General features: G+C 53.3%; 15 protein-coding genes. All 15 read right to left on the reverse strand.

The window, feature by feature from the left end; translation table 11 throughout:
• A partial coding sequence (locus AB1805_01815) for a PKD domain-containing protein (protein ID MEW5744165.1) occupies nucleotides 1-3464 on the reverse strand: 3464 nt, incomplete at its 3' end.
• Between the two features lie 28 nt (nucleotides 3465-3492).
• Nucleotides 3493-4098 carry a PEP-CTERM sorting domain-containing protein gene (locus tag AB1805_01820; GenBank protein ID MEW5744166.1) on the reverse strand — a complete coding sequence of 202 codons (606 nt, stop codon included), beginning with the start codon at nucleotides 4096-4098 and terminating at the stop codon, nucleotides 3493-3495.
• 295 nt (nucleotides 4099-4393) lie between these two features.
• Complete coding sequence (gene prsR, locus AB1805_01825) at nucleotides 4394-5749, reverse strand: PEP-CTERM-box response regulator transcription factor (GenBank protein MEW5744167.1); 1356 nt, start codon at nucleotides 5747-5749, stop codon at nucleotides 4394-4396.
• Nucleotides 5750-5758: 9 nt separating this feature from the next.
• Nucleotides 5759-7852: an XrtA/PEP-CTERM system histidine kinase PrsK gene (prsK, locus tag AB1805_01830; protein ID MEW5744168.1), complete on the reverse strand. Its 2094-nt coding sequence runs from the start codon at nucleotides 7850-7852 to the stop codon at nucleotides 5759-5761.
• Between the two features lie 52 nt (nucleotides 7853-7904).
• On the reverse strand, nucleotides 7905-8537 hold the full coding sequence (locus tag AB1805_01835) for an exosortase C-terminal domain/associated protein EpsI (protein ID MEW5744169.1): 633 nt from the start codon (nucleotides 8535-8537) through the stop codon (nucleotides 7905-7907).
• The gene (gene xrtA / locus AB1805_01840; protein MEW5744170.1) at nucleotides 8534-9388 is read right to left on the reverse strand and encodes an exosortase A; all 855 of its coding nucleotides are present in this window, start codon (nucleotides 9386-9388) and stop codon (nucleotides 8534-8536) included. The genes AB1805_01835 and xrtA overlap by 4 nt, the downstream gene beginning before the upstream one ends.
• A gap of 133 nt (nucleotides 9389-9521) precedes the next feature.
• Nucleotides 9522-9884, reverse strand: a complete 363-nt coding sequence (locus AB1805_01845) for a hypothetical protein (GenBank protein ID MEW5744171.1) — start codon at nucleotides 9882-9884, stop codon at nucleotides 9522-9524.
• A complete protein-coding gene (locus tag AB1805_01850; protein ID MEW5744172.1) occupies nucleotides 9850-10545 on the reverse strand; it encodes a CAAX prenyl protease-related protein in 696 nt (231 codons plus the stop codon). The genes AB1805_01845 and AB1805_01850 overlap by 35 nt, the downstream gene beginning before the upstream one ends.
• A gap of 43 nt (nucleotides 10546-10588) precedes the next feature.
• Nucleotides 10589-11620, reverse strand: coding sequence for an acyltransferase (locus AB1805_01855; protein MEW5744173.1), 1032 nt, complete (start codon nucleotides 11618-11620; stop codon nucleotides 10589-10591).
• A gap of 75 nt (nucleotides 11621-11695) precedes the next feature.
• On the reverse strand, nucleotides 11696-12529 hold the full coding sequence (locus AB1805_01860) for an FkbM family methyltransferase (GenBank protein MEW5744174.1): 834 nt from the start codon (nucleotides 12527-12529) through the stop codon (nucleotides 11696-11698).
• Between the two features lie 50 nt (nucleotides 12530-12579).
• Nucleotides 12580-13587: a glycosyltransferase gene (locus AB1805_01865; protein ID MEW5744175.1), complete on the reverse strand. Its 1008-nt coding sequence runs from the start codon at nucleotides 13585-13587 to the stop codon at nucleotides 12580-12582.
• 2 nt (nucleotides 13588-13589) lie between these two features.
• Entirely contained in the window at nucleotides 13590-14852 is a 1263-nt protein-coding gene (locus AB1805_01870) for a glycosyltransferase family 4 protein (protein MEW5744176.1), read from the reverse strand.
• Entirely contained in the window at nucleotides 14836-15966 is a 1131-nt protein-coding gene (locus tag AB1805_01875; protein ID MEW5744177.1) for a glycosyltransferase family 4 protein, read from the reverse strand. Before AB1805_01875 ends, AB1805_01870 begins: the two co-directional genes overlap by 17 nt.
• A gap of 35 nt (nucleotides 15967-16001) precedes the next feature.
• On the reverse strand, nucleotides 16002-18074 hold the full coding sequence (locus tag AB1805_01880; protein MEW5744178.1) for a glycoside hydrolase domain-containing protein: 2073 nt from the start codon (nucleotides 18072-18074) through the stop codon (nucleotides 16002-16004).
• A 145-nt stretch (nucleotides 18075-18219) separates the two neighbouring features.
• Complete coding sequence (locus AB1805_01885; protein ID MEW5744179.1) at nucleotides 18220-19335, reverse strand: glycosyltransferase family 4 protein; 1116 nt, start codon at nucleotides 19333-19335, stop codon at nucleotides 18220-18222.
• Nucleotides 19336-19364: the final 29 nt, after the last annotated feature.

Consider the following 19364-nt stretch of genomic DNA (forward strand, 5'->3'; position numbering starts at 1 on the left):
GGATCACTCGATGTGAGGGTTACCGTCACCCCGCCGGCCGGAGCAGGAGCTCCCAGTTGCACGTAGAAACCGTCGTCCTGCGTGTCCTTCGCCATCTGATAGTTCGGATAGACATAGGTGATGCCCGGCGCTGGCGCGACGTTCACCGTCGCCGTGGTAGTGCTGGTCAGCGCGCCGCTGGCGGTGACGATGATGCCATTGCCCGCTGCCAGGCCGCTAACCGAGAACTGGATCGATGTGTTCCCTTGGGGGATCGTCACCTGGGCCGGAACCGAAACTTTGGTCGGGTCGCTGGCAGCCAGATTGATCGTCACCCCCCCTGCCAGCGCCGGCTGGCTGATGCTGACTGTCATCAGCTCCGACCGCCCGGTCACCAGGTTCAGCGTAGCCGGCGTGAGCGTTGCCGTGAGCGAAACCTTGCCGGTGCCAGCGCCGGTCACATAACCGGGACCACTGGCAGTGAGCGCCACCGTGCCCAGCGTCGTCCCCGCATTCACCACGGGATTGGGGGAGGCGACGAGGGCGCCCGCCGGTATCGTGACGGTCGGCGAGGCGAAGGAGAGGATGGACGGGTTGCTGCTCGTGAGCGTGACTACGAGGCCGCCGGGAGGCGCGGCCTGGGAGAGGGTCACGGGCACGCTCCCCGCAGCGCCCGGCCCGATCTCGACGTTGCCGATGGATATGACGTTGTTGGAGACCGTGACGCTGAGCGTCGCCTCGCTAAACCCGGTGGCGTTGCCCCGGACTGTGACGGTGCCCAGAGCTGCGCCGTTCACCGTCAGATTTCCTGTGGTACTGCCTTCAGCGATTGTTACCATGCCTGGTGGTGTTACGGTCAGCAGACCCGTATTATCGCTGGTAACGGTCACCGTCACCCCGCCTGCGGGTGCAGGTTGTGCAAGCGTTACCCGCAGCGTCGCCGATTGGTTCAGGCCGACAAGCGGCGTACCGACCAGCGATAAGGTCATGGTTGATAGGACGTCGTTGTCCGCTATGGTTACGGTGGCGGAAGACAGCGCGCCGATGACATATGCCGCATCGGCGGCGAGCGTGAGAATGACCGTCTCGGCACCCTCGATCTGCGTATCGTCAACAGGAGCGATCGTGATCGCCGCCGAGCTCTGCCCCGCCGGTATCGTTATGCTCCCGGAGAGCGCAGCGTAGTCGTCGGTGTTCGTTGCGGTCCCGGAGACCGTGTAGCTGACCGTGAGCGGATTCGTCGTCGCGCCGGTCCTGGTCACGGTGAAGGTCCCGGGGTCGGAAGAGGCTTCGGCAGCATTCTGGTCAGAGGCGGTGATCGCCACCGTGGGAATCGCCGGCGGATTGACCGTCACCGTAAAGGTGCGTATGAAGGTATCGACACCGCCGTTCAGCGTGCCGCCGTTGTCCTGAACCGTCACCGTGACCGTTGCCGTGCCCGACTGGCCCGAGGCCGGCGTAAAGCCGAGGCTGCCGGTGGTATTCGGGCTGGTGTAGGTGATCGTGGGGTTCGGGATCAGCGCCGTATTGTTCGACGTTGCCGTAATAGTAAGTGTCTGCAGCTCGTTTGCCGCGCCCGTCCCGATGCCGGTGAGATTGACCGTCTGGAGCCCTGCGTTCTGATTGATTGTCAGATCGGAGATCGGGTCGAGGGTCGGCGCATCGTTCACCGGCTGGACAGTGATCGCAACCGTCGCGGTGTTGCTGTCCGTTGTCCCGTCGTTGTTTTTGTAAATGAAGCTGTCGCTGCCGTTGAAGTTGGCAGGAGGCGTATAGGAGAATGAGCCGTTGGCATTCAGAGCGAGCGGCCCCGAGGAAGCGCTCACCAGCGATGCCGTCAAGGTGTTGCCGTCAGCGTCCGTGTCGTTGCCGAGAACGCCGGGCGAACCGATATTCAGCGTCGAATCTTCCAGCACATCGTACGAGTCATTGACAGCGACCGGCGCGGAGTTCTGGGTGCTTATGGTTACCGTATCGGGCGCGCTATTGACCGTGCCGTCGTTCACGATGAGCTGGACTATATAGACGCCGGACCTGTCGACGGTGAGGGTCGGGCTCACAGCGGTCGTATCGGAGAGCGTCGCCGTGCTCCCTGCTGGCAGCGAAAGGAATGACCAGAAGAACGCCAGCGGGTCGCTGTCCGCGTCAGTAGAGCCGCCGCCGTTCAGGGTGACGGTATCTCCTACGAGCACTGTCGTCTGGTCAGGGCCCGCATTCGCTACCGGCGCAGAGTTCTGAGTATCTATGGTCACGGTATCGGCTGCGCTGTCAACCATGCCGTCGTTCACGATGAGCTGCGCCACGTAGGTGCCTACTTTGTCAGCAATAAACGTGGGGCTCACTGTGGTCGGATTGGCGAGCGCGGCCGCGCTGCCTGCCGGCTTTGTCGTGAGCGACCAGTTATACATGAGCGGATCGCCGTCTGCGTCCGCAGAGCCGCTGCCGTCCAACGTGACCATCCCCGCAAATACGGTCTGATCAGGGCCTGCGTTTGCCACCGGCGCGGAGTTCTGGGTGCTAATGGTCACGGTATCGGCTGCGCTATTGACCGTGCCGTCGTTCACGATGAGCTGAATTGTGTAGGAGCCGGACCTGTCGACGGTGAAGGTCGGGCTCACAGCGGTCGTATCGGAGAGCGTCGCCGTGCTCCCTGCTGGATGCGACGTAAGAGACCAGCTATAGGTGAGCAGGTCGCCGTCGACATCTGTAGAGCCGCCGCCGTTCAGGGTGACGGTATCTCCTGCAAACGCCGTCTGATCAGGGCCCGCGTTTGCCACCGGCGCGGAGTTCAGGGTGCTTACTGTTACCGTATCGGACGCGCTATTGACCGTGCCGTCGTTCACGATGAGCTGGACTATATAGTCACCGAACTTGTCTGCGACAAAGGTCGGATTTACGGCAGCCGGGTCGGAAAGAGCGGCGGCGCTTCCCGTCGGCGCCGAGAGTATGAGCCAGCTGTAGGTCAGAGGATTGCCGTCGGCATCACTGGATCCGCTTCCATTCAAGGTGATCGTACTGCCCACAAAAACGGTCTGATCAGGACCTGCATTCGCTACCGGCGCAGAGTTCGCCACCACCCGTAAAACGGTTACGGGAGAAAGCACCCTCTTGAGTATCTTGGTGAAGGGAGCGCTCACCCGCAATAGCATGTCCACGGGTGCAGACTCATTGATACTGAGCTGCCGGGTGAAGATGCCGTCACCCGCAGTGGCATCGCCTCCCAGCCCGTCGTCCCTCATGGTCATGCTCCAGAGGATTCTCCCTGTTGCATCAACGCGCTGGAGATAGACGCCGGTAGCGATGACCGGGTAGCCCGGGTCGCTCGTAATAGCGCTGGTGACCGTAACAGTCGTTTCCTGGCCGGCGATAACGGTAGACGGTGAAGCGGCGGGAGCGGCCGCCGAAGGCGCTGCCCCGGCATGCAGGGGGGCTAGTGCGAAAAATATGCAGAACAGCAGCAGAAAAGCCGTCTTGGTAAAACGCATGGTATTCCCTCCCTTCATGGTTGCAGTCCTAACAGCGCCGCCTGATTCCGTAGGCCGCTATCCCTGCCACGCCCGCTGCTACGAGAAGCAGGGTGCCCGGCTCGGGCACTGCCGTCACCGGGGTAGTAGCCGTCAGGTCATCCAGGGTGAAGGACGTTCCTGAAGGATCTCCGGCGATCACCAGCCGGGAGATACCCCCTGCAAAGGAAACGGTGAGCAGCTCGTTGGGAAAACTGCCGGTTTCTCCTGACTGGGCCATATTGCTGGAAAAGAGTGACAAGACAGTGGTTATGTCGTTGTTCATACTGTCATAGGCCGTCAGGGTCAGGGGCACAAGATAGGTGAAGTACCCGCTGACGCTCAATACCGGTGCGCTGAAAAGAAGGGTCATAGAACCGCCCTCATCAACGACGACATTGTCCCCTGAATGGGGGGGGAACTCTAATTCATTCAGTAAGCTGCCGGCGGTAAGTACCGAGGCATTGGAAAAGGTGACGCCCAGACCGCTGTACTGGGTGGTGACGAAATCCCCCTCGGTCAGGGTTTCAAAGGTAATGGTGTAGGCCCCGGAAGGAAGGGGAAAGGCAAAGCAAACAGCAAGAAATAAAATGAGGAATGTGGTTATGCGTGCCATGTGAGCGCACCTCCTTATATTTCAGAACATTACGGTTGTAGCATTTCCGACACAATGCTAACGCTTAATGGTTTGCAAATCCTGTACCGTAAGATTTTCGATACTGAATTCAAAGGAAAGTGTAAAGATTTCCTGCCGGGAGGAGAGGAGAGTGTTAAGTTTTTCGACAATTTGTCGAAAAACTTAACAGTTTTGAACACATAAAAAAGGGCGCCGCTCGATGGACGGCGCCCTTTTCCACTTCACTGCCCGCTGCATGCCTTCTCGGCAGCAGGCAAAGGCAAAGGAGCTTGCGTTATGTTATCCCGTGCTTCTTCATTATGTCGTACAGCGTCGTCCTGCTCACTCCCAGCTCATCCGATATCTTGGTGACATTGCCGTTATGCTTTTCGATAGCGGACACGGTCATGTCCCTTTCCACCTTGTCCTTGGCCTCTTTCAGCGTCATCCGCTCCTTTGTCTGGATTTGCGGAAGGTCGCTGAACCCGAAATCGTATAGCTCGATCTTCGAAGATTCCGCGAAGAGCACGGCGCGCTGCACTCTGTTCTCGAGCTCTCTCACATTCCCGGGCCAGGTGTACGATTTCAGGAGCTCCAGTGAAGCGGCGCTGAAGCCGGTGATCTTCTTATGCGCGGCCTCGCTGAACTTGTTCAGGAACATGGTGGCCAGGGCGACCACATCATCTCCCCTCTCCCGCAGAGGCGGGAGATTGAGCATCACCACGCCGAGACGGTAGTAGAGGTCCTCCCTGAACTTTTCCTCTCTGATTGCCCTGGCGATATCGATATTGGTCGCCGCCACGATCCTCGCGTTAACCGGGATATCCTCTCTTCCGCCGACCCTCTGGATGGTCTTGTCCTGCAGGAACCGCAGCAGCTTCACCTGGAGATTGAGCGGCATCTCGCCGACCTCGTCGAGGAAGAGCGTGCCGTCGTGGGCGTACTCCACTTTCCCGCTCGTCCTCGCGTGGGCGCCGGTGAACGCGCCCTTCTCGAAGCCGAAGAGCTCCGATTCGAGGAGGTTCTCCGGGATGGCGCCGCAATTGATCGCTACGAATTTCCCTTCTTTCCTGGCGCCGAGCGAGTGTATCGCCCGTGCAACCAGCTCTTTCCCCGTGCCGCTTTCGCCGATGATCAGGACCGGGACGTCGGATGAGGCGATCTTCCTGATCGTTGCGAAGATCTTCTCCATGGCAGGGCAGAGCCCTATCATGCCGCTGAAGCCGCTGGCGCCCTGGCCGGATGATCGCTGCAGCTCTTTCACTTCCCGTTCGAGGTTGCGCAGATACATGGCCCTCGAGACGATAATCTTCAGCTCCTTGAGATCGATAGGCTTCTGGTAGAAATCATACGCGCCGAGCTGAATGGCGCGGAGCGCGTGTTCACGCTCGTTTCGCCCCGTAACCACGATAACCTTTGTGGCAGGTTCGTGCCGGAGTATGCCTTCGAGGCAGGCGAACCCCTCTTCGGCCCCCTCCTCGTGCGGAGGCAGGCCGAGGTCGAGCAGGACCACCTGCGTCCTCAGCTTTTCGAAGAGGCTGAGCGCTTCCTGCCGGTCCTGGGCGAGATGGATCGTGTATTCCTTCTCGAGCCCCCACCGGAGCTGCTTGCGGACATCTTCGTTGTCATCGATGATCAGAAGGTCTTCCATGATTCACTCTCATGCAATGCTGCGTTCGGCGGCCACCCCGGCCGAGCCCCTGGCGAGCGGCAGATAGACGGTAAAGACCGACCCCGCCTCCACCCTGCTCTGCACCTCCATACGGCCCTCATGGGCCTCGATGATCTTCCTGCACTGGTACAGCCCTATGCCGAGGCCCTTCGCCTTGGTGCTTCTGAACGGCTTGAACAGGCTGGTGCTGATAAACTCTTCGGTCATGCCGCATCCGGTGTCGGCAACCCTGATATACGTCATCCCGTCGAGACAGCCGGTCTCGACCCGGATCTCCTCATCGGCAGCGATCGCGTCGGCTGCATTGAGCAGAAGATTCAGCGCCACCTTCCTGATCTCCTCCCGGTCGACCACCGTGAGCGCCGCGGCACCATGGTAGCTTATTTTCATGCCTCTTTTCAATCTCCTCACCTCTTCGACCGTCTCGGCCACGAGGGAGGCGAGATCGACCATCTCGCTGTTGAGCATCTGCTTTTCGGGCACTCCTTTGAGCTTCTGCATCAGGTTCTTCACCCGGTTGACCGTATTGCCGACCGCTCCCAGCATATCTTTCTGGAACTCGGGATTGTCCATGTGCTCCGCAGCGTTCTCGAGCAGCAGCGAGAGGCTGTAGGAGAGGTTCTTGAGATCGTGCACGATGAAGGACGAGATCCTCGCCACCGCAGCCATCTCCCGCGTCTCGACCAGCTCCTCCGAGAGCTGGAAGTTGGCGAGGGAGAGCGCCGCCTGGCGCGCGATGGTCTTCATAAGATCGTAGTCCTCGAAGATGAGCTCCTCGGGAGAGAGCTGGCCGCCCAGGAGGACCACGCCGACGATATGGTCGGTGGCTATGAGCGGGACGACGAATATCGCATGCACTGCTTCGAGGGGGACACGGTCATGACCGGTCAATGCATACTCTGCGCCCTTCAGATCGAGCACCCGGTGGCGCTCGAGAAAGTAGGATTCGAGCCCCGGTGAAAAGCGGAGCTCTTTCTCGCCGTCTCTCATCTCCTGGTTTGCGGCAAGGCGGTAGCAGTTCTTTTCCCGTTCAAAAAGATAGAGTGACGCCCCTTTCAGGCCGAAGGTCTCGCGGTACATCGTCAGCGTCATCTGCCCCACATCGGCGAGCGACCGGCACGAGGCGAGCCTGCCCGTGAACCTGAGCCACACCTCCCGGTAGTCATGCTTCTGCGCATAGAAGTTCTTGTTGACGAAGACCTTGACCCTCCTCCGGAACTGCTCGGAGACCAGAAGCGTCACTATGAACATTCCCGCTATGAAGGCTATGAAGAGGAGCGCATTCTTCTCGAAGGAGTCGCCGAAATATTTCATTCCCTCGCCGATCAACCCGAGAGAAAGGAGATAGACTCCCACGAATACGAGCACGAGAGAGCGATAAAGGATATAGCGCGATACGACCACCTGGGAGTCGCCCGAGCTCCGCACCTTCGAATAGCCGATAAGTACCGCCGCGACAATGAAAATGCCCGATCGTACGGGAACCAGGTTCATGTTGACCGTCCGGTAGAGCAGGCCCTGGCTGAAGTAGAAGATGAGCACCGCCATGATGCCCGCCAGCCCGATGAACTCGAACTTCATGCGCCACCGGGCAGCGCCGCGGGTAGCGGAGAAGATGCTCTCGAGCCGCACCAGGGCTGCAATACAGCAGACCATGAGGCCGAGGTAAAACCAGTAACCGACCGGACCGAGAAAGAGCATCCGCTCCGTGGCGAAATCAGGGGCATAGAAGAAGTCGGCCGCCGGGAAAAGGGCAACGGTTGCGGGAAACAGGAAGGCACTGGAAAAAAGGACCGGCTGCCAGATGCGTCTCGTCGGGGCGTATCCATCAAGGACGTAGCCGCGCGTGAGGAGCAGAAAGGCGAGAGGCAGCAGTGATTCCAGGAAGAGGCCGGCGCCCCTGCCGCTGAGGGGGTCGATCACGTGCTCCAGGGAAAGGCGGTCTACCGCCTCTACTGCTCCCAGGAGAAGGAGTGCTATGGGCAGGGAAACACCTGCCGGAGCTCGCCGTCTCGCCAGGATCAGCACGGCTGCAGCGATAAGCAGCAGCGAGGCCGCGATGGATATGATCATTCCTGCCATAATAACGCTACTCTGCGCACCCGTTCGACCGGGACCTCACCGCACGCTGCCATCAGTGAGGCAGGTACTCGGTGATGACCGGATAGAAATCCTTGATGAACTTGACGCCGGCCTCGAACGACCGCTGCTCATCACCCGTGATCGGCACCGATATCCTGATGAACGCAGAGTCCCGCCGCCGGTAGAGCATCGAGTTAATGATTTCGTACGCTTTCAAGGAATACTCATCCGAAAGCGCCCTGCCCTTCACCTGGTACCAGTAAAGGAAGAGCTCCTTCTCATCCCCTTTCTGGTAGACCGTCTTGACCAGCTGCATCCGTCTCCCACCGACATCCACGGAAATCTTTTCTTCGAGGGCCTCGTACCATCCGGCGCCGGGCATGCAGTGCTTCGGCGAATGGATCCCGCCGCTGTTCTTGCCCCCGCCGTGATAACCGATATAGAGATACACGGGCGTATCGCTGCCGTCGGCATATCTCCGGAACAGGTAGTCGGTCGGCTTGAGCACTCTCAGGACAGCCTCGCTGAACGATGTCTGCGAGAGCATACGCCACTCCCGGTGGCTGACGGGGAACTCGCCGAAGGATTTATTCATCGGGACCGAAATGTCCGCGTGAAGGTTGACAAACAGCACCGTGAGGATCAGCAGTGCGAAAACCGCCATGAATCGTGTCTTCTTGATCATTTCGTCCGCCTCCCGAGCAGTGCACTGAGCCCGATGAGCATGGCCATGGCGAGCCCGAATACCGCCAGGCCTGCAAACTCATGGAAGAAGCCCTCGGCTGCCTGCGCCCCCCAGTACTGGGCGAGAAACCCGGTTACGATCACCCTGAGGGCATTGGTTACGATGGCGATCGGTATCGCCGAAAGCACGATCACCCAGCGCTTCCAGGCAGCGTACCGGGTAAAAAAGGCGAGAGCGACGCTCAGCGCCAGAAGGGACATGATGGACCTGATGCCGCTGCAGGCATCCGCGACCTCGAGCACGGTCTGGGGGAACATGATCACATTGCCCTCCCGCCAGACAATGACCCCCGAGACCTTCAGGAAGAGCACCGAATATTTCGCCACAAAAAGCTTGAGCGGGAAGGCGACAGCGTCGTAGATGATATAGGGCAGCGGCACCATGAAGAAGAGATACCCGAGCGGCAGCGCCGTTATCTTCAGGACGTCTTTTCCGAAAAGATAGAGCACCAGCCCGATGAGCATCACCACCAGCGACGCCCTCATCGTGAAGTATTCCGTACCCACAAACCCCAGCACCACCATGAGCAGGCCGAAGAGAATGATCAGCAGGCCGCCGTTATGCGGCCTCACCGGGGCGTTCTTCAGCTCGTCGAGCCGCTGATAGAGGAAATAGCCCGCGATCAGCGGGACCAGGAACCCGTGGGAATAGTTGGGATCATTGTACCACTGCTTTACCATCAAGGGTACAATCGAGTAATAGATGCCGATCATCAGCAGGAGGGTAACGGCAAGCTCCAGCCGATGAGCCTTGAGTGATTCGGGAAAGGTCTTCGTATCCGCGTGTTCCATCGTCACCTCGAAAAGTAAGTTGTCAGCAAACAGTACTCAGTTATCAGCCATCAGCATTCAGAGCCTTCAACAAAATGAAACAACTCGAAGCCGGGGGGGATGGTATGAGAAGGGTTGGTCTCTCGACAGTCGATCAGGAATCCGGCAGACCTGCCTTAAACGCCTCGATATCCGCAACAAAGGCATCGCATACCACCGGTCCTTTTCCGGCAAGCTCCTTCAACCGCTGCGGCAAAAGATTGTAGTGATAGATATGAGTATACAAATGACTGAATCCCTTCATCTCCTGCAGCAGCTCATAGGTCTGCTCGCTTATTATAGGCGGCCGTCTGCCGGGTATTGAGGTTGCAGCACGGTCAAGCAAGGCCTGATGGTACTGTTTGGATTCAGGCATGAAGCCGTCTATGGTTTTCACAATCAGCTCGAGAACCTTTTCGATCGCCTTTCTTTCAGTGCCGTTCTTACCAGAATTTCCACTGCCCGCTCTGCAGGACATATATCCCGAGGGCCAGGTTCGTCACCGCATGAGCAATAATACACTGTGCGATACTCTTTGTATAGTACAGCAGAATATTGTAAGCAGCTCCTGCCATCATGCCCGCGAGCCAGAGATTGTGTTCAAGGCCGAAGAGGACGGTGATGACGAGAAACGATAGCCAGGTGAACCGGCCTATGGGCACCTCCGAAAACTCCGGCCTTATAACGTAGCGGATCAGGAAGGACCTCCAGAAAAGCTCCTCCATTATGGGGACCACAATAACCGCGCCAAGCAGACGAGAACCGATCAACACATTCCTGAGCGTATCATCTCCTATGGTCAGCGGATTATATCCCTGCAGCGTACCGAACGTGGCAAAGGCCCAGTCCATGTTGATCCAGAGGACGAAGACGACGATCCCAATGAGTACGCTGGCAGCTGTGTGTGGAATCCTTGAGAGGTCGAGCGCCTTGAGCTCATCGTAGCGCGGCCACAGGACGATCAGCGAGAGTCCGACAACAGCGATTTTGATCGGGTAAAGATACAGGAGGTCATCGGTGGAGACGTTTACCATGCCTTTCGAGGTCAAATACCGCAGCAGCTCCTCGATGCCGATGAAGGCCATGTAGAGGGCGAAGGGAAGGATGCGGGGAAAAGTAATATTTTTAGTAACGACCATAATACCTCATTTCAAAACATAATGCATTCACGGGTTATAACCCCTACATTCCAAAGACAGCTTTCAGTTCAGGAGATTTTCTTTGAACCAACCTGGCAACAAAGACAGGAATATACAGCCCGCCGAAGAGCATTAGGAATACTGTTGGCCAATAGTCCAGCATTCCAACTCTATAGAAGGCTCTTATGAACACCTGTACGAACCAAGACATCAAGAAAATTTGGTAATAATAACCGTCGATATAATCAGCAGCCCTTACACTGGAATTGCCGAGAAAATGAGAAAGGGAATAAGAGAATGCAATTCCCACAAGCGGAGCTAGTACGCCCAGTCGAAAGTCAATCAGATTCGTTACACCGAGCAGCATGAGGGAGACCGCGAGGAAGGCATAATGCTTACACATTATTAATTTCTCATGGTAGCGGCCAGCAATTCCTCCCAAGTAGAAAAATATAAGAAAATATACAGCTCCGGAAATATTAAGGAGCTCTATTTGAATTATTTTCAAGCTATTTAACAAAAGGATTAAGAGCAATATGAGCGATAGAACAGCTTTCCTACCGTTTTCAATGACTCTTTTCAAAAAAGGCGCTATGAGAAAAATAATAAAAAGAGTCGGCAGAAACCACAAGTTTATCATCGGATTATCTTCAGGATAAAATATACCTGCTAGATAACTGTCAAGGGTAAATGATATTTTTCGAATGGCATATTGCGAAAATGCATTTTTCAACAAGAACGCCAATGTGCTGAAAACCAGATAGGGAAGCAAAAGCCTTTTGATTTTTTTATAAATAAAGTCAACGTAGTCAATACTACGCCCTCTCCAAGAATACATGAACAGAAATCCGGAGATAAACATAAATAAAGGGAGATGAAAGCTGTATATAACCTTTATGAGCCACATCATAAAGGGGGGGACCAGCCGCCAGTTATTAGTCGGTGTGCAGTGACCTAACACCACCAGAAAGATTGCAAAGTTCTGCAGGTTCGTTATATGCGGCAACCTCTGTCTTACGCGGTCAATAGTATTTTCCCTGATGCTCTCTACAGCTCTTGGATGGGCCTGTTCCATAATGGTTGAGTCAGATCTTATCACTATATGCTTATAGCATTGGAAAATGGGACGGCATAGGTAGCGGCAGTGTATTCAGCCGCGAAACAAGACAACTTCCAAGTCTCTCAATTTCTGCAAGTCAATAGGCTTATTTTGCAGTAGGACGTTATAAGACTGATAAGAAAACTTCCTCATGTAACTATCGAATATCTCAAGTGTGCATCCGACTTTTGATACAACCCAGGGCTTAACCTCACAAACAATTAACGGGCGATAATTTTTCTCAGTAAAAAATCGTTCAAGCCCTTTCAATACAGGGAATTCAAAGCCTTCAACATCAATTTTGATGACCTTAATACGTTCAGGATTAGAAATATTTTCCTTAATGTAGTCATCAAGCCGCACTACGGGTACGCTGTATGTCTTGATGCAACGCTCACTCGGCACCAGCGTGGCGTTTCTGGAATCACCCTGCGGATTATAAGCTATAGGCAGAGTTCCACTTTCCGCACCAAGTGCTACGTTGTTGAACTTGAAGGTAATAGCTGGATTGAGATCACCCAGTGTCTGCAAGCGTAAGAAACACTCCTTAAGCGGCTCGAAACTATGTATCTCTCCAGACGTGCCGACATATGATGCCGCAACTGCAGAGATATAGCCCACGTTCGCACCTACATCGATAAATATGTCACCCTCAACGAGGTGCTTCTTCAGGAAATCGCAGAGAATAATATCATACGAGGAAGTAAGCATGGCACGAAAATCATCTTCATTCAAAAAAGGCTCTAGTTTAAACTCATAGAGAACTTTCCTGTTTATCTTCTTGGTTATGGCACCTTCGGGAAGTCGAATCATTCTTCGCTGTATTTTTCCGAATCCTTTCTTAATATAAATTGAGGGCTTCTGTAAAATCTCCCCGGCAGTCATCACAAGCCTCCTATAATTGGTTCCTCTTTGAGTTAGCCACTTCCAGCACCCTACTCTTTCGTGCGTAAAGACACTATAACTGTACGTATTTCCTCGACGTGCCTTCGTAGGGCGAACTTGCTCCAGACATCCTTGTGAGCATTCAAACCAATGCTCCGCCGCAATTCGGGTTCAGTTATAAGTCTCTCAAGAACCCTCTCGAAATCACCTGCCGTATACGTCATAAAGCCGTTAACGCCATCTTTGATAATACGCCTTTCTGATTCTGTCGGATAAACGACTACCGGGAGTCCGGCTGCCATGTAGGACATCACTTTATTAGCATCTTTGCATCGCTGCAAGTTCGAGGTGTCTCTCCACCGAAAGGCGATATCAGCTTCGAGAAGCTCCTGTTCCCACGTGTCCGGCGACCACAACCTATATTCGACACCCTGCTCACTGCCGAGAGTATCAGTCGAATACACAATCCTGCAGCCATACTTTCGGCAAAGCCCTCTCAACACCGGCAGTACCGGTTCATTCTGCTTCTGATTTAAACCGACACCGGTCCAGTACAAAACCAGATTGTCTCGTCTGTCCGACGGAGCTTTAAACGAATACTCATTTTTATCATTGTAAATCTGCCGCTGTAAAAAGTAGGGTTTTATGCCAGCCTCTCTGACGATATCCATCAATATAGGAGAGGCGACAAAGCAGAGGTCGAACATCTTAAGCCGTCTTCTGATGGCCCGCTCCTCCGTATAGTAGTAAATTCTCTTAAGGATCTTCTTAAAGTGATTGAGCTCATAAACACTTGGATAGAGAAACATGTCCTGATAGTCAAGAATAAGCACTTTATTACTGCGTTTAAGACCTCTCAGTATTTCATAATCGGGGTAATACTTTATGAATACGAGGACATCGAACTGCATGAGCTCATCAAGTGAAAATGGTTCCCATCGGAACGAACCGCAAGTAAATTCCTCATACTGCTCCAAGGCGGATGCCACCTTCAATCCGGACTGATAATACGAATTACTCGTTGTTATCGGACCGAAGCCTATTTTGATTTTATCCACCGTTACGTCCTGTCATTGCCGGTGCTGAAATGATAGTACTGCAACAATTTATTCTCGATAACATGCCAACTGTAGCGCTCTTCAGCCAGTTTCCGAGCCGCTCGTCTCATCTGCTCATTTCTCTTTTCATTTTTGAGAAGCGTGATGACGCATTCGGCAAATGCTTTCGGATCATCAGCAATCAGCAGATGCTCACCCGCCTTAAAGTCAATCCCCTCGCTGCCCAGGCTTGTCGATACCACTGTTTTACCCATCGCAAATGCTTCGAGCACCTTCAGTCTCGTTCCGCCGCCGAACCTGAGCGGGACGACATAGACCGAAGCCGCATCGATATAAGGCCTCACATCATCCACGGCGCCGGTCACGATGACACCTTCCTTCTTTTTAGCGAGCTCGGTAATGTCGCGCGGAGGATTCTTGCCGACCACGTAAAATGGAATCGCTCCGACTTCCCTTTGGATGAGCGGGAGAATATCATCCACAAAATACTTGATTCCATCCACATTCGGCAGCCAATCCATCGAGCCGACAAAGACGAGCGAACCGTTTTTCGGCCCCCCGTTCGAGACAAAATGATCGACATCGACCCCATTCTCGACTGTGCTGACATTGTTTCTGCCGCTCATTTTTTTCAGGGCAGCTCTATCCCTGTCTGAAACGGCCAGGACAAGATCAAAATATCTCACCACCGACTGCTCAAAGCGCTTCACTTTCGCTGCATGCCACGCCAGAAACGCTCTCTTCAGGGCATTTGTTTCAACAGCGCACATGCGTTCGACTATCTCCGCTTCGACGTTGTGGGCATCGAGCACTTTCTTGCAATTTTTTTGACTATCGGCATAATGGGCTACGTGCAGATGCTCGCAGTGAACGATATCGTACCGGTCGTTCAGCAACCGGGACAGTTCTATTCTAAACGTTTCTGACTGATACTTCTGTACGGTAACGGGCAATCGTGAGAAAAGGTTCCTTATGAGAAGCCATGGTGAAACCCCTTTATTTATTGCTTGATTGAGAACGGGAACAACGTTTATACCGAGTTTTGAGAGCGGCCCTACATGCTCAAGCTCTGTTGTACTGCCGTGGAAGGCAAGCAGTGTTACCTCATGCTCATGCGCCAGGCCTTTCAGAATATGATACGCCCTTATCTTTGCTCCGGTGTCGAGAGGATATGGAAGCCGAGCCGCTAAAAAAAGTATTTTCATTTTCGCTTTTTGTGAATCGTCCTGATGCCGTGCGGATAATCTCTTATCCCAGGTACTCATTGAAGAGCTTCACAAACATCCCTCCGACGGTATCAATACTGTATTTTTCCCTCAACGTCAGGCAATGCTCCTGTATCTGCCGGTAGCGCATCTCATTGCTGAGAAGCCCGATGACCGCATCGCCCAACCCCGCAGGGCTTATATTGCGCATCAGCACGCCGGCTCTCTCTCCATCGAGCATTTCGGGAATCCCGCAGACCCCCGACGCCACCACCGGCAAGCCGCAGGCAATCGCCTCTTTGATAACATTAGGAAAGGCGTCATATCGTGCAGGATGGACCAGAATCTCGGATTCGAGATAGTAACGCATCAGATCCTGCTGCGACAGTGCGCCCACATAGGTGACGGCAGGACCACTGATTCTTATTGATGGGGGTATGCTTCCTCCTGCTATGACGACCGTGATATCAGGGAATTTCGACTTTATTAATGGAACGGCATTTAAAAGAATATCGCCGCCCTTCCTCATGAAGTCGGTCGTGACGAAGAGCAGCTGCCGCTTCCGCGGTTTGAGTATCTCCTCGCGCGAAGGGAACGGAAGCTTGCAGGCAGTCGGAATGACCGTTACCCTCTCCGCATCAACTAGGTAATCGTTGATAAGGGAGTCCCTGGTGACCGCGCTATAGGTCACCACCTTTGTCATGCTCTGATAAAAATTCTTTTCGAGCCGATACCACTCATCTCTATGCTCAAGGAAATTATCGGGAAGCCAACCCTTGTAGCCCCTTTCCACCATGCTCACGGTCTGGTCGTGATACGAAATATAAGGAATGCCGTGACTCTCTATAGGCCCGAATAGCGCCCCTGTCTGAAAAAACAGGTCCGGACGACCATCGAGCCTGTGGACTGCTTTGTTAAACCGTGCAGACCTCCTTCTGAACATGGCAGGTGTTTTGCCGATATGCTCCTTGAGACGGTAGAACTCTGTCCCCCACTTTTTCTTACTGAAGTTAAATGTACGTACAAGAAGGGGGATATCATCCCCTATACCTGGTGAGGGATTTACGATCTCAATCTCATAATCGTGAGCAAGTTTGTTGTAGAGCCAATGTTTACTGGGCCCGCGACTGGCGGAATCAGAGGCCCACATATCTAAGACTATAATTTTTTTCATAGAATCATTAGCCAGCAAGGCTGTTCTAAATGCTGCTACTCACGGACTGAATTTTGGGACATGATAATCTTAGCCAGCTGCCGACGGGCGCTCTCCCAATCATCGGCGTTTACAGACCAGCTGATGTCGGTATGCACATACGTTGGATCATTATGGTCGGTAACGCCCACTTCCCATAGTGTTTTGGGAATCATTTTCTGCACGAGTGCAGCCACTGCCTGGGGGTCTTTCCGGGCTGCCATTGTCAAATAGTCTACGTCCTGCAAGCCCCTTCGCCAAAGCTTGAGTCGAAGACTCGCAATGGGTCCCGGCAAACCATAACTATAAGCCGGGAAATGAGTGTCTGTGCCGGGGTAAAAGAGGACGCCGTCTCCATTTGCATATTCAGGGCCGGTTTCACCGTATTTCGGATGAACGGCATCGTTCTTTCTGCCGAACGTCTGCGCCTGTTCAAACACATTGGTTTCATAATTGACCCGACTGCCGCTTTTGTATTGAGTCGATGCCCAGTAAAACCAACGCTCGACCTTATGCTTATACTGGGTCCAGCCGAGCACTCTGAGCGAAACGCCTTCATCCTCGATCATGAACGATCCGCCCGCAATACGCCAGCCATTATATGCCCAATATTTCGTACCGCTACTGTTGTACTGCTGCATAAACGATTTCCAGACTGCGGTATCGCCCCACATTACAAAGCCGATATCGACGGAAGGCATAAATTTATTTTTTCTGACGAGGTCGGTGGTGACAAGCGTTTTCATCCGTTTCCCCGGACCGGGATTATTCTTGACCCAGGAGGCCCATTTTTCGACAAGGGAGAAATCCGGCGCCCGCGGTTCGTCCCGCAGGTAGAGAAAATACTCAATGCCGGGAAAGTACTGCTCAAAAAAGAGAACCCATTGATCCGTATTGGTGTGCATCGCGGCTTCACTTTCCGGCGACCAGCGGTTCCTCCATGCCCCATAAGTGCCTATCGAATAAATGCCACTTGATACGCCAAAACCCGGCCCGTCATAGCCACTTTTTTCCGTGAAAAGCTTTCCGTTCAGGACAGGTACCCACCGCTGCATCTTCCAATGCTTGATATTGAGCGGATCAAGTCCATCGTTCACCAGAGATATTCTATGTCGGTGGGCTACCAGTTGATGATTGTTCCAGACATGCTGCATGACGGCTCTCTTCTCAGGAGTCGCCCCACCTGAATCATCCCATCTTACTCCGGTATAGCGGTAATTAATGTCCGGCTCACTCAAGTACACCATAGTTTTTGCAGACGGCACATCCAGCAAATCAAAGGGAAGCACCTCGATCTCGACCGGAATCTCAACCGTTTTCTTCTTTGACTCCAGGACTGTCAGTTTGCCCCGATATATCCCCGCAGGCGCTTTCTTAGGAATATAAATGTCGACCCATATGCTCTGATTTTCTCCTGCATTGATATCGAACGTTTCCACAACCTCGATGGGAACCGCGATATCTGGATAAAACTTGAATGCTCCCGGACGGTCGGCAAAGGACCCGCTTGATTTTCCCTTAGGCAGAGTATAGGGCAGCTGCAAATTTATAGGCACATGGCGCTCGTCATAGGACGGCTCATAGCCCAACCGGGAGAGTCCCCTTATCTGAAGGTACTTCACGAGGAATACTTCTATATTCCTGTCTACATAGTTAAAGATATCTTCCTTGCCGGCTTTTTTTGATGATATTTTCGAATTGTTCGGACCGATCAGTTCATTAAAAGAAATGCCCATATTTCGAGCAGGGCTTAGTGCAGCTTCTAAAACAACATTGATGGACACTACTTCATTCCTGGCGCCGAACTGTCTTATTTCAGAGCCGTTCCACGCACTGTTCTTGACGTTAAGACCCCGCGCAGCACGCAACTCCTCCCGGGTCACTTTATCGCCTCCATCATTAGCCCATACCGCAGTCAATTGAGAACCGGGTAACGCTTTGATGTCTTTCTGCAGGGGGAGATTGTATGCGGCACCGCGCTGCACACCGGCGGGCGCTTGTGCAATTGCTTTCTTCAAAGATAAGAAGTTACCGGCAAAATACAGGGCAAACCCGATGGACACAACAGCCACTAAAATGCTGGCCATCATTGCCTCCGGGGTAAGCTGCCACCCCTTTACTGTTATCTCCCTTCTATTGTTACTCATACGCTGTTATCCAAACATCCGGACCATACGCCATTTCACTCCCGTTTACTTGTACTCATTATCCCGAAAACAGCAGGTACGGGTTGCTTTATGATACACTCTCGACCATCTCAACAAATCTTTTTATATACAACTTACTCGAGAATTTTTCGTGCATCGAAGCATACCCATTTTCGCCTAGTTGGGAGCGCAGCTTCTCGTCTGACAGCAATAAGTCAATTTTCGCAGCGAGCTCGAAAACATTCTCAGAGTGAAACAAGAGCCCGTTTTCACCGTCTCTGACCAGAAGAGGAATTCCACCAACATTCGATGCAATAACAGCCTTTCCGCATGCCATGGCTTCAATAAGCACACGCCCCATTGCCTCCGAACGAGACGGCAAGACGAAAAAAGTGCAGTTTTCAAAATAGGAAATTATCTTGTCATAATCGACAGGTTTCAGTATCTCTATTGCCTCGCAATCCTGTATCATCTTCTGGAACTGTTCTCTGTCCGACCGGGTATGTCCCATGATAACCAGCTTCATATCGGGATATTTCGCCGCTACCTGCTTGAAAGCATTGATAAGCACATCCACTCCTTTAAGGTAAAACGGGAAGCCTGCAAAAAAGATATACCCATGATTACTTTTACTCATTCTAAAGAGGTGCGTCGGCACAAAGTCATGGAACATGAACACCTTTTTGTTCACCAACGCCCTTTTCCACTCATCGAGCTGTTTATCGTTCAGCAGTTTCACTGCATCGGCAGCTTTCAGACACCATCTGATTGTTGCTCCATAAAAAACCCTTTTTATTTTTTCTGAAATCGTTATCTGAAACAAGAAGCCGGCATCTATCAGATGCCCGTTCACTTCGATGATAGCCTTCGCCCCTGTCAGCTTCTTGAGTATAATAGCGCAAATGCCGAGCTTTAAAGGGTCATAACACTGTATGAGATCAACAGGTGTCTTCCTGTGCACCTCAAGCCCGCGTCTGACTATGCTCACCATTTGCTTGAGGGTTTCGAGCACGCCGTACTTTTCGGGAAAAGGCACCACCCGTAGCAGGAACGCCCCTAACCGATAGCCGTCGAAATCAGGCGATGACCTGGCGATGATCGCTCCCGAGATGCCCGCGGGCAGCATTTCGAACTTGCTTTTAAAATTGGGGAGGTCGGGCCGGTAAACATCAGGAGCAATAAAGAGTATGGTTTTATTTCTCATCCAGCGGTTTTTGACCAGATTACTCGATA

It is taken from the genome of Nitrospirota bacterium, assembly GCA_040752355.1.
In the GTDB taxonomy this organism is placed as follows: Bacteria; Nitrospirota; Thermodesulfovibrionia; order Thermodesulfovibrionales; family Dissulfurispiraceae; genus JBFMCP01.